The sequence below is a fragment of the Bdellovibrio sp. HCB-162 genome (assembly GCF_047344985.1).
Lineage (GTDB): Bacteria > Bdellovibrionota > Bdellovibrionia > Bdellovibrionales > Bdellovibrionaceae > Bdellovibrio.
Genome location: NZ_CP178861.1, coordinates 2,061,169 through 2,072,434, shown reverse-complemented (window position 1 = coordinate 2,072,434; position 11,266 = coordinate 2,061,169). Strand labels below are relative to the sequence as shown.

Sequence of the window (11,266 nt, the reverse complement as noted above, 5' to 3'; positions counted from 1 at the left end):
ATCCAAGTGCCCGGTATGAATAAAAGGTGGTTTGTGCTTGGATAGGATTTAGCAATTCCTCTCAGAAAATAAATTTCCGAGAGGGGATACATGTTTAAACGAGCCTTTTTCTTTTTTGTTTTTACAGTTTGTGTTTCTGCCTGTGACCAAGAGTTATCTAAGAAGGGGCAGGGGGAAAATAAAACTCAAATTAAAGCCTTAAGTGCTGAATCTATTGCCTATACCGTTACGCCGACGGAAGAGCCGAATAGATACTCAATTAAGTTTTCGTGGGCATCTGATATCACGACCTTCAAAATGCAATCCCCTGTGAGCAAAGATTTTGTAGCAACCTCAGTCGACTCTGGGTTCTCAGAAGTTGTTGAGGGTGGGAGAGAATACGAATACAAATTCTCATCTAGTGAACCTTCTCAGCCCGTCATTATTAAAGTGGCAGTTCCCAAAGATATCGTATTGTCGGGACAGCTTAACTATTCCGGAAAAGTTGTATTAAGAGCAAATAGACTTTTTATCACTCGCGGAGCTTTGGTTTCATCTTATCGTAACGATATCGATATCCGAGCAAATGAAATCTATGCTGATGGGGGAACTATTCAAAACTATCCGACAGGATATATGGATTGTCTTCCTCGTACACCGGAAGCATTTGCAGGTGGCAACATTAGCATCATCGCCAAAAAAGCATACGGAAAATTAACCTTAATTCTTTCAGGTGCTCGTGGATGCAACTGGGGCGTTAAAGGTGGAAGTGGCGGTAAGCTTATCCTACAGGTAGAAGATGGCACAGCCCTCCACGCCGATGTTCAGCTCTTAAGATCTCAAGGCGGTCCATACAAGCAGAGCTTTATGCCTGCTGGTGCCCCAGGGGAGACCGGTACCGCATGTGTTTCATTGGAAAAAGGATCTGGCGATGACTGTCTCTAGAAAACTTGTGAGCATATTCTCAGCCTTAATCCTTTCCGGCTGCGCTCACACTGTTAAAGAAAAAGTTTTTCAGAATATGCTTATTGCTGGAGCTGCAGGCGTGGCCGTTGGTCAGAGTCGCGAAGAGTATAAAGGAACATATTCAGTTATGTACGGAGGCATTGCTGCTGCAACAGCCTCGGCGTTAACTTTGTATTTCAATGATCCAGACAAAGAAAACCAACGCTTAAGAGATGAAGCAGCACTTTTACGAAAACAAATGGACTCGTTCACTGAACCAAAACTAACAGGTGTCACTCCGGCAACTTTTGGAGCGAAAGTTCCAGACAAGTATAAAGGCATGATCAATCCAGGCGAATGGCGAATCTATGAAATCGACAGATGGGTGGAAGATGCGGAGAATCGGATGATACATCAGGATAAAGTTATGGAGTTAATCCCCCCAACCCTTTCGCCCAGCCGATGATAATGATCCATCTACTTTGTTGGAAAAATTCGTTCTTCACTGCGACGTACTTTCATGTACGCCTCATTTCAAAGGAATCTTTCCGTCGCGTGTCTACATCATTCTGATCGCCCTCACTTTTTAAAGGCAATTGAAACGATCTTCTCCCCAGCGTACCCATGTAGGCATTGGGCTCTGGTCAGGTTGTAGAAAACGCCTTCCACTTGAAATACCAAATGCATTTGGTAGAACGGTTGTTTTTATTTTTCTTATTAAACTATCATATGGCGGATTTAATATTTGCTCTTGATCACTTCCGCTTTGTCCCCAGTCTGTGAACTTAGTGCTTTTGCTAGTATATCCAATAAAATAATAAGCAAGTATTAATTGACGAAAAAGATTTTGCTTTGCTGGAACCTCAGCTTCTTCAATGTACGCTAGGTATTGATCTCGAAATGTCAGGAGAGCTGAGTTCGCAAATTCATCTTTGTGTTCAGAAAAACGCATTTTTCGTAGGGGGCCATTAAAAGTGGTTACCACCGGATTGAAGGACGGCGATTTTGAAACAACGAAATAATCCAGAATTGTTCTAGTTCGATCATAAGTCACAATTAGAAACATATCCTTTGTGCAGTAACTTCGTTGGGTTTCATCAGGTCTGTTTTCAACCTTTTGTTCAGAATAGGGCATTGCATTTGCGTCCGTTATGCTGTCTATGACAAGTCCGACGGAAAGCGACTCAACTAGTTTTTGAGATTGGCCCTTCTTTTGCGAATTGGATGTGGCCGCCGTCGCAGGCGAGATTAATGTAACTAACTTAGGTGTATCAGCGAATGGTTTTGGGTCGCGCCATGCGTTCCAGTGTTTTGTTATCTCTTCCTGAAATATTGTAGTTGCAACTATTAGTATTACAGCGAGAATTTTAGCTTTCACGGTCTTCCACCACACAACGGGTGTAGTGTTTTGTGTATTGATTGAATTTACTTTTAGTTTTTTATTTTTTGTTTTTTTTCTTTTCACGGAACGTTGATATATTTAGGGGAATAAGGTGTCAATCGATCTTGTTTATAAGGTACTAATGTACAACTCAAAATGATGCGCATATTGAAAGTTCCGATGTGAATTATAATTGATTCAATAATAAATATGTCTGATTCGGTTATAATTTCGGAAAGGCTGTACTTTGAAAATAGCCTAAAGACATGATCTGTCACATGTAATATTCACAAAGGCGTCCGGCATTTTAATACTCGGACGCCCTTTCTATTTTAGAGAAAGCGAATAGGGTGTGAATCTAGCAAGTAGGTTTTGCCAACGGAGAACCTATGAAGCATTTTACTCTTTATCTAGTTGTTGGAATCGCGTGTTTAATGTTCCTTGATGTCGCTCACGCCAAAGATGCTATTGATTCAGCACATGCAGCTCAAGCTTATCTAACTAGAGTAGGTCTGGCCTGCCTTGGACTCGGAATCACGATTGGCGGAATCGCATATGCAGCAGGTTTCCCTACAATTGGTAAGTATATACTTGGAAGTGGATTTGCTGGAGCCCTTTGTATTCTACTTACACCAGGAGCTTTATCCGCGGCAGCAAGAATCTTTGGCGTGTCTCTTTAGGAATAGCAGATGGAAGGTCAAAAGATTCCTACAGCCAGACTTTTAAATGAACGGCCTGGCTGGTTGGGGCTATCTCCACTTGATTTTTGTGTCATTGGGTATGTGCTGCTTTTCACATACACATTTTTGGAACCTTTTGGAGTGGAGCTTCTGGCTTTTGTTGTTACAGGACTGTTCTTTGTTGGACTTCTTAGCGTTCGATTAAAATCTCGTCCAAAGACAATACGCGATTATCTTCGATCAAAACTCACCCATAGAGTAATTCGGTAGGAGCGGCTTATGATTCCGGAACTCTCTCATGTAGAAGAATACAAGGGTTATAACTTTTGGGTGACGGCTGATAATGTTGTAGGGATAGGGTTTGAGATTAGCCCTTGTGACATTGAGACTGAAGATATGGAGTCATATCATCATCGCCTCAGTCAGGCTCTTCGCCAAATTGACACAAGAATTCTCGCAAGAATCCGATTTTCGGGAGTTGATTGTAGTTCTAAGGATTTAGATGTTCCAAGAGCGGACGCCTTTTCCCAGCTAGGATTCACCAAAAGAAAAGTTCTTCTTCTTTTAGATTATCAATCTGGAATTAACATTCTTCAGATACTGAAAGCTAAATTCCTTAAAATGTATGAGCACTCAAATGAAGAGTGCGAATTGCTGTTGCAAACAAAAAGGATGTTTGAGCAATATGGATTTCAGCTACGCGATCTTTCTGAAAGGGAAGTTGAAAACCTTTTTGATAGAGAGTATGCCGACTGGGTTCAGGGTCCAAAAACAATTGAAACGGGAATATCCAGCATTGGTGTTGTTCGTCTTACGAAACTACCTTTTAAAGAATTTTCACCCTTTAGCTGGATTGAGCTTATTGGTAAAATTCCAAATTCATTTGAATTGAACATATCTTTGCAGCGAATGGAGCCAGCAACTGCACAAATTGTTTTGCAGAAACGATTCGGCGAAGTTAAAAACGAGAATGACCCTAAAGCCAAAGCGCAATCATCTGAGACTGAAAAAGTCATTAAAACCAATTTTGAAACCGGATCGCAGGTTTTCGAAATTGAGGTGTTGTTGGTTATAAAAAGAAAAAGCCAAGATTTACTCGTCGCTGATATTGAAAGAGCTGCAGCAAGTTTGTCATTATTTTCAACTGTTATGGTAGAAACCTTTGGATTAGCACCAAGTTATTGTGCCACTCTGCCCGGAAATTCCCAGCATGTAACTATTCTTGAAATGGAGGCCGCTGTGGCGGCTCTTCTTCCTTTGTACGTGAAGGGAGAAGTAAAGCAATTTAAGGGTATTAGTAAGCGTTCGTTGACTCTTTATCGGGAGGACAAAAGTCTTTTCCATTTTGATATTTTTAATCCGGAGCATTCAGCTTTTAATACACTTATTGTGGGCACGAGTGGAAAAGGGAAAAGTGTTCTTACTGGTGCATTAACGACTTCGCTTCTTAATGATCCAAAGGTTCGAGTGATTAAGCTCGATGTCGGAGGTTCGCATTCAAAGGAATGTGAACTTTATGGCGGAACTGAATATAAAATGACCCTCGAAAAAGGGTCGGGTATTAATCCATTTGAAGTTATGAAGCTTCAACTAGCATCGGATAACGATAAGCTTGGAATCATTTCAAATCTACTCGCCACTCTTATTAAAGAGCATGGTGAACTTGAGATTTCTAAAACGATGAGGAGTGACGTCGAATACTCCGTAAGAGCATATATCGAGGCAAACCCTCAGAATCCATGCTTAGATGATTTTTATGCTTCTACTTCAAACTTTCCGCGGAAAGAGTTGCTGCGAAGATGGGTTAAAGGTGGCCTTTATGAAAAGGCCTTTCAGCAATTACCTGGCGACGATAGAGAAATTCCGAAGTTAAGATATTATAACTTTTCCCACGTTTTTCAGGCTTCGGATAAAGAGTTTTCTCAAGCCGGAGTACTCGCAGTTCTTGCTCAATACAATATCGAGCAACTTCGGGGAGACGATGTTCGAATTGTTTTGATGTGTGATGAAATGCCGTTTTTTATTAATTCTTGTTTCAGTTACTTTAAATTCTCAACAGCGAATGAGCGCAAGGTTGGAAATGCAGTGATTCTAGTCGCACAGCTTTCTTCAGACTTCGTTGTAAATGGAGATACTGGACTCATTGCAAATTCACCCCAAAGATTCTTGTTTTCAATCGATGACGAAAAAGAAGAAGTATTTGCTTCGAGATTTGGCCTTAGGGTAAACGATATGGAAACAATGCGATCTTTAAGGTCCGTTGGGGGAGCTTATTCTGAAATACTCTATCAAGATGCTGTATCAACCAGAAAGCTTAAGTTAACTATAACACCTGAAGAATACTGGCGATTAACTACCTCAAAGACTGATAGGGATAAGCTGCAAAGCTTAATGGCAGCAGTTCCAGGATTATCTCTAAAGCAAGGTATTAGATGTTTATCGAATCTATAAAATCGTCCAAATTCTAAGACTGCAAACGGAAATTAAAGAACTTATCGGGGCAAATTTGCCTCAACTCAAAGCTATTGCTTTTAAGGTTGGCTACGTGATTGCTTTATCTCCCGGCGAAACTAAATCCATCTAACCAGGAGATTTTAAAATGGAAACATTAGAGCAAAACCTTAAGAAGCCGCTTCGTACGATGAAATTCTTGTTCATACTTTATATTCTTGTCGGATTTTTTGCAGGAGTGTTGGGGGTATTCACTGCAAACGTGGCTCTTTTAATTATGGCCGTCTTTCTAGCGCTTCCTTTATTCTTAGCTCGCTTTGCTTATCGTGGTCTGGTGGAAGGAAAGAAGAGCGCTTGGGTAGTTGCAATAGTTTTGTCATCTATGACAGTAGCCTCTATTTTCTTTCCTTTGGGAATCTATTCACTGATCGGCTTAATGGACAAAAGCGTAAGAGCACACTGCTTGGACTAAGTGGACGGTCGGACCGAGTTCGGACGCAAAAGCTAAAGAAATTGTTTTTCGTGAGTAGATTAATTTTGCTTCCTTCAAGGATGAGGAGGCAAAAGTGAATTTAACAAGAGCGATCTTTTTTATTTCGACGATCTTTTGCATCTCTTCCGTGTGGGGATTTGACCCCACTCTAATTGCGAGCGGTGCTGAAACAATTTCAGGAATCCTCGGAGGTCTCGATAAGGCTGATGAAGTTGCCGATATTGGATTCGCTCTCGGTGACCTTTTATCTGAGCTTGGCGTAGACAACGGCACAGAAGCCCAAATGGATAAGACCATAAAACGCTTAGAAGACCTCAATCAAAAAGCAAAAGAACTAAAATGGTCCCACGCTGAGATCAAAGAGGCTCTTGAGTCTAACCTTAGCGAAAGTCGGTCATTAAAAGAAAGGATCAATTCTCTAAGAAGTATGATTGCGGCATCAAAAAAAATTGCAGCAATTCTCGCGGTTCGACCTAAAGCAGGAGAAAAAGCCAACCAAGTTCAACTCATTCGGGTTAACTCGATGATTTTGGAAGAACTTCAAGATATGAGGCGCGCGCAGTTTCTTGCTTTAATGGAACAAAGAGAAATAAAAGCACGTCGCGATATCTTTTTACAAGAAATCATCGAAAAAGAACGTGGAGGGAGATTAAGTCAATGAACCCGATGTTGCCCATGAATGAGCCTGTGTTGGAAGCTGGTCTCACACTTTACACAAAGGTATCTACAATTATGTTTGGCTTGGTCGCATTGGCTTTTACGATGCGAGTTGTATTTCTTATGGTAAGAATCGCGAGACCATCTGAATATGGTGCAGTTATTACAGATACTATCGTCTATCTTGGGCTGTCGGGGCTGTATCCAATGTTAATGAAAACAACAATGAGTGTATGCAGGGAGTTAGCATTTAAAGTCAAATATCCTCCGCTCACGGACGTGCAAGAAAAGATTGCCGATTTTTCAAATACGCTTCTAGCTGGATACGATTCTATACAGATCTTCAGCAAAATTTTTGATATAACAATAAATCTTCTTTCTCAATCGGTTTATACGATCTTTTTATCTTTGTTGTTGGCTATTGCGCCTGTAATGATTTTTTTGTCAGTCATGCTTGGCCTTGCTCAAGGTGTGAAAATGTACTTCGGAACATTTATCTCGTTTGCTCTGTGGCCGGTACTTTGGAATTTAATTGGTTTGTTGGGTAAGGAACTGGGACCTCATATTTTCAATTCGCCATTATCAGTCGTAGTTTTTTGGTTGGTGATTCAAGCCCTTCAGTTTTTATCGCCGTTATTTTGTTTTTTTCTATTTAGAACTGCTTCACCTTCAGACGCTCTTGGGAAATTGGCTTCATATGCCTCATCTATCGGATAAAGTATGACATTGATATTTAAAAGTAAGCTCTTAAGAAACGAAATAAAACATTGGATTCTTATCGTCTGTCTTTTTATTTGGGGAACGATCGCAACAGTTTTTGCTCTTCAAAACAGAGAAAAAACAATTCTCATTGGGATCGACGAGTCTGGTACGAGGCTCATCACGGAAAACACAGATCGTCTTCTAGAAAATGAACTAAAGAACTTTCTGAAATTCTTTTTTGACCACTACTATGTGTACGATGAGAAAAACTATCTATCACAGATGGATAAAGCCACGGAACTTATTTCCAACAAACTTTGGGAAACTGAAAAGCCAAAAATTTTGGAGCTTAATGAGAAGCTAAAGAAAACTCCGCTAATTCAATCTATGGAAATCCAAAATATCGATCTTGTAGCGGATGGAAAAATCGAAGCCATCCTTTTGCTAAAAGTTAAAGCCCGTACCATTGAACAACAGGTACGCCTAAAGGTAAATTTGGCGTTTGAGAGGATCGAGAGAAGAGAGAACAATGCGTGGGGGTATGAGATAACGGAGATCAGCGATGCAACCCTTTTGCGCTAATCAAAAGGTCGGATCCTTCGTTGCTTCGTCGTGCGGCTTGTGCGACGTGCTTATAGCACGCCTCCGCGCCTTACTTCCTCGCGTCTTGGCTGAGACCTTTTGCTTGCTCGCTCTTAGTGGAACCGTTGTAAGAGCTGAAGAATCAAAGGCCAAAGAGGTGAAAAGGATTTCTTCGATTTATAAGGATTTAGGGGAGTCGCAGAAGATTTATCTACATGCGGGACTCATCTCGGTTCTCGAATTTCCTCGCGATATTGTAGAAGTTCGAATCGGGAATCCTAAAAGTATTAAGGCGCAGCTTTCACAAGTTTCTCCTAAAGAGCTGACTCTTTATCTCACGCAAAACTTTGTAGAGCCCACGAATATCATCGTGAAGTCCGACAAACGTTTTTATGTCTTCGATGTGATTCCTTCTAAAGTATCACACCAAGACTATATCAAAGTTTCTGGAGCATTTGGCGGGCCACAAATGGCTCAACACGGGCGAGTTATTGAATCAAGAGCTCTCACGCCAAATGTAGTAGAAAAAATCGATGGTAAGCTTATAGAGCGCTTTAAATTAGGCGGTGAAGAGTGATTTGGATAGTTATGCTAATTGGAAGCCTGTCGTTTGCCCAAATGCGCTCAAACCTTTACACAAAGCCTGTGGAAGAAAATCCTAAAGTTGAACAGGTCGCACCTTCGATTTCGGTGAAAAAGAAAATGAAACATAATGTTTCCAGTGTGAAGGGCAATCTTGATTCGGAGATCCTCGTAGTGAACTCGGCCTTTCGTGCCGAGGAGAATCCAAGCTTACTTCCAGCCAATCAGAAAGTACTTCAACTGAAAGACTTGAAAGTTGGCGAGGTGATTACTGCGGAAATTCCTGAAAGCCTCATTGCGTTTCCCGATAGTAAAGTTCCAGTGAGAGCTAAAATCTCATCGGGACCTCTGAAGGGCGGCATTTTTATTGGGGAGGCGAGTCTAGAGAAGAACTCTAAGAGAATTGTCGTAGATTTTAAAAAGTTCAGAGCAGCAAATTCAGAAGAGATATACTCAGTCATTGCGTCAGCATTAGACGCTAAAGGCATTTTGGGAATTGAAGGAAAATATATCAGCAATGAAGCAAAATACTTCGGAGCTGAGTTCTTAGCAGCGGGTGCCGCTGGATACGCGGACGCTACGATTGAAAGAAATCAAAACGCCTTTGGAAATTACGTTGAAGATAAAAGTCTAGATACCGTGAACAAAAAAGCAATCGCAAGCGCTCTAACAAAAACTGCAGACCGCTTCGCCGAAAAACTAAAGAACGCCCCGGAGTATTCGATGCTTGAAGGCCCTATTGCTATAAAAATTTTAACTTACTAAATAGTTTCGCGATTCTTGTCCAATTTTGAAGGTATGCCGAAATTTAATATGCAAACTCGAAGTCCCATTCCTTTAAACTGCTCAATTCTCTTGTCATTATCCTCAATTGCGAATGGCAGTGGTGCGAGGTCACCGGCAAATTCTTTCGTGAGATTCCGCTGGGCATTTATTTTATTGATGAAGGATTGTAGTGAATGTGCGGCTTGCGCCCTGTCAACTTTGTTTTGATCTTTCTCTTTGGATCTCGGAGAAAGATTTGCACGAGCTTGAAATATTGGCGGCAGTCGACGTCTGTCTTCGATCAAATAATAATGTAACTTTTGAAATGACTGAGTTCTGAGCTTCGTCAGTTTTTCGAAAAAATTTTCGAATGAACGCTCCCCAATGTAACCATAATTGTTTAATATAGTGTCCTGAAGAGTGTGCCCATTTAGGGAATGGAGAAAATTTTTAATTTTTTTCAATGGTATACTTTTTAAATGAATAGAAGGTCTATGGTATAGTGTTTCGCTAAAGGCAAAAAGTCCCATTACATCTTTTGTCACTTTGTGCGGATGTTTTTTCCAAAAGCAGTACACGAAGTATAATGGTAAAGTGTTTTCAATTAACTTACAGTAGTGAAATTGAGTTTTTAGTTGGTTGTATGTGTTGTCATCTAACGACTGTTTCAGGTGATTGAGGCTGGATCGCTGAGTCGAATTCAGACTCAGTGTGGAAAACATTTTTAGAATTTTTTGAATTCCAGTCTTCGACCCTTTGTATCCCAAGTCTACAGCAATTGTTGAATTCAGTTTTTTTTGTTCTTTTTTTTTGGTTGTCTCTCGAGGTAGTTTGGCATTTTTTGCTTGAAGATGAAGGTAAAAAGTTTTGTGAGGCGTGCGCTCAAGGTTTCTTACCGCTACTATTAGATCCGATCCATTGATCGGTTCGTCGTTAGACATCTCCACTGATATAGCACCGGGAACCTTTATTAAGTCTCTTACAAGATTGTGACTTATGATGTCTTCTGAGCGTTTGGTCTTGCTGATGGCAATTTCGCTTATGCTTTGACTTATGGATCCATTTATCTTTTTAGCAATTTTAGCAAAGGTATTAAATGTTTTAGTTTTCATATTGTGTCCGAAAAATTTGTTCGAGGAGTGACGATATTGGAGCCGAAATTAATGATATCCAAAAATATTCTCTTCTCTCTGTTTAAATTTGTCATAAAAAAGAATATATCCCCCGCGATTGTAGCGGCTCACTTGGAAAATAACTTCCGACTTTCCGTCGCGGTCATAATCGCCAGCATCAACAAGCGCCAATCCAGAATCTAGAAATGTAACCTCTCCGCTTGGTGATACAGCATACCAGCTTTGGTTGTACGCTTCTTCGGGCGGACCATCACATTTGTTATCAGTTAAATGAAGCGCAATAAGTTTCCAATTGGAATTCGCCATGTATCTCTTGTAAACCTTGATATCTTCGTCTTTGTACTTCCAAGGCGTGAAGGTCGAATCTTCGTCTTTGCATTTTGAGACATTGGTATACTTATTTTTAAATTCTATTCTGGCTTTTGAAATGAGTTCATTTGGTAGAGGTGCGGGTCTCCATTTATCAGGATCAGAAGCATGACCTTTAAATAATGTCACAAGGGGTCTCTGTACCTGGTAATCGCTCCAAGTAGCAAACTCGCTAGTAAGCTTTCCCACTTTTGGAATCTTATTTTTTGGACCAAGAATATCTTGGAGGTCTACTTGAGAGTCGTAGGAGGAATTTCCTGGTTTTGTTTTAATTTTGCCAATTTGTTTTCCATCAAACGCAACATTCCACTCAGTGAGGCTATCAAAGTCTTTTCCGGCCAAAGACTCCCATTTTCCATCTATTTTTCCGAAGACCGGACGATTTCCGAATATCTCAGTCCTCATATCTTTTGTGGGCACTGTTCGATATTCAAGAATTCCGATGTATGTTGAATACTTTTTTGAACTGGGAAGATCATTTGCAAATAAAGATAGGGAAGTAAGAAGAGCCGCTAGAATAATTGAATGAAAAGTCGTGTGCATAAGA

The 11,266-nt window shown here is 40.6% G+C and carries 13 protein-coding genes; 10 read left to right on the top strand and 3 right to left on the bottom strand.

The features are described 5' to 3' along the window. The first annotated feature begins 90 nt into the window (after positions 1–90). Both ACLSSO_RS10165 and ACLSSO_RS10160 read left to right on the top strand, forming a co-directional pair. Positions 91–924 carry a hypothetical protein gene (locus ACLSSO_RS10165; protein ID WP_413942691.1) on the top strand — a complete coding sequence of 278 codons (834 nt, stop codon included), beginning with the start codon at positions 91–93 and terminating at the stop codon, positions 922–924. Beyond that, the gene (locus tag ACLSSO_RS10160) at positions 884–1,390 is read left to right on the top strand and encodes a hypothetical protein (protein ID WP_413942690.1); all 507 of its coding nucleotides are present in this window, start codon (positions 884–886) and stop codon (positions 1,388–1,390) included. Before ACLSSO_RS10165 ends, ACLSSO_RS10160 begins: the two co-directional genes overlap by 41 nt. Before the next feature lie 120 nt (positions 1,391–1,510). Here the strand turns inward: ACLSSO_RS10160 and ACLSSO_RS10155 are convergent, their stop codons facing one another. Beyond that, on the bottom strand, positions 1,511–2,389 hold the full coding sequence (locus ACLSSO_RS10155; RefSeq protein WP_413942689.1) for an ETEC_3214 domain-containing protein: 879 nt from the start codon (positions 2,387–2,389) through the stop codon (positions 1,511–1,513). A 305-nt stretch (positions 2,390–2,694) separates the two neighbouring features. On the opposite strand from ACLSSO_RS10155, the gene ACLSSO_RS10150 reads away from it, so the two are divergent. From ACLSSO_RS10150 to ACLSSO_RS10115, 8 genes are all read left to right on the top strand, one after another. Continuing rightward, positions 2,695–2,985 (top strand): hypothetical protein, encoded by a 291-nt coding sequence (locus ACLSSO_RS10150; RefSeq protein ID WP_413942688.1) that lies wholly within the window; start codon positions 2,695–2,697, stop codon positions 2,983–2,985. 279 nt (positions 2,986–3,264) lie between these two features. Further along, positions 3,265–5,436, top strand: coding sequence for a hypothetical protein (locus ACLSSO_RS10145; RefSeq protein WP_413942687.1), 2,172 nt, complete (start codon positions 3,265–3,267; stop codon positions 5,434–5,436). 148 nt (positions 5,437–5,584) lie between these two features. After that, complete coding sequence (locus tag ACLSSO_RS10140; RefSeq protein WP_413942686.1) at positions 5,585–5,908, top strand: hypothetical protein; 324 nt, start codon at positions 5,585–5,587, stop codon at positions 5,906–5,908. Positions 5,909–6,002: 94 nt separating this feature from the next. Then, positions 6,003–6,590 carry a hypothetical protein gene (locus ACLSSO_RS10135; RefSeq protein WP_413942685.1) on the top strand — a complete coding sequence of 196 codons (588 nt, stop codon included), beginning with the start codon at positions 6,003–6,005 and terminating at the stop codon, positions 6,588–6,590. Then, positions 6,587–7,303, top strand: coding sequence for a hypothetical protein (locus ACLSSO_RS10130; protein ID WP_413942684.1), 717 nt, complete (start codon positions 6,587–6,589; stop codon positions 7,301–7,303). Before ACLSSO_RS10135 ends, ACLSSO_RS10130 begins: the two co-directional genes overlap by 4 nt. A 3-nt stretch (positions 7,304–7,306) precedes the next feature. Beyond that, positions 7,307–7,870 carry a hypothetical protein gene (locus ACLSSO_RS10125; RefSeq protein ID WP_413942683.1) on the top strand — a complete coding sequence of 188 codons (564 nt, stop codon included), beginning with the start codon at positions 7,307–7,309 and terminating at the stop codon, positions 7,868–7,870. 103 nt (positions 7,871–7,973) lie between these two features. Further along, positions 7,974–8,447, top strand: coding sequence for a hypothetical protein (locus ACLSSO_RS10120; RefSeq protein WP_413942682.1), 474 nt, complete (start codon positions 7,974–7,976; stop codon positions 8,445–8,447). Between the two features lie 113 nt (positions 8,448–8,560). Continuing rightward, positions 8,561–9,217, top strand: a complete 657-nt coding sequence (locus ACLSSO_RS10115; RefSeq protein WP_413942681.1) for a hypothetical protein — start codon at positions 8,561–8,563, stop codon at positions 9,215–9,217. Here the strand turns inward: ACLSSO_RS10115 and ACLSSO_RS10110 are convergent. Both ACLSSO_RS10110 and ACLSSO_RS10105 read right to left on the bottom strand, forming a co-directional pair. Then, the gene (locus tag ACLSSO_RS10110; protein ID WP_413942680.1) at positions 9,214–10,329 is read right to left on the bottom strand and encodes a hypothetical protein; all 1,116 of its coding nucleotides are present in this window, start codon (positions 10,327–10,329) and stop codon (positions 9,214–9,216) included. The genes ACLSSO_RS10115 and ACLSSO_RS10110 overlap by 4 nt on opposite strands. Positions 10,330–10,377: 48 nt before the next feature. Beyond that, positions 10,378–11,061 carry a hypothetical protein gene (locus tag ACLSSO_RS10105; protein WP_413942679.1) on the bottom strand — a complete coding sequence of 228 codons (684 nt, stop codon included), beginning with the start codon at positions 11,059–11,061 and terminating at the stop codon, positions 10,378–10,380. Between the last annotated feature and the right edge of the window lie 205 nt (positions 11,062–11,266).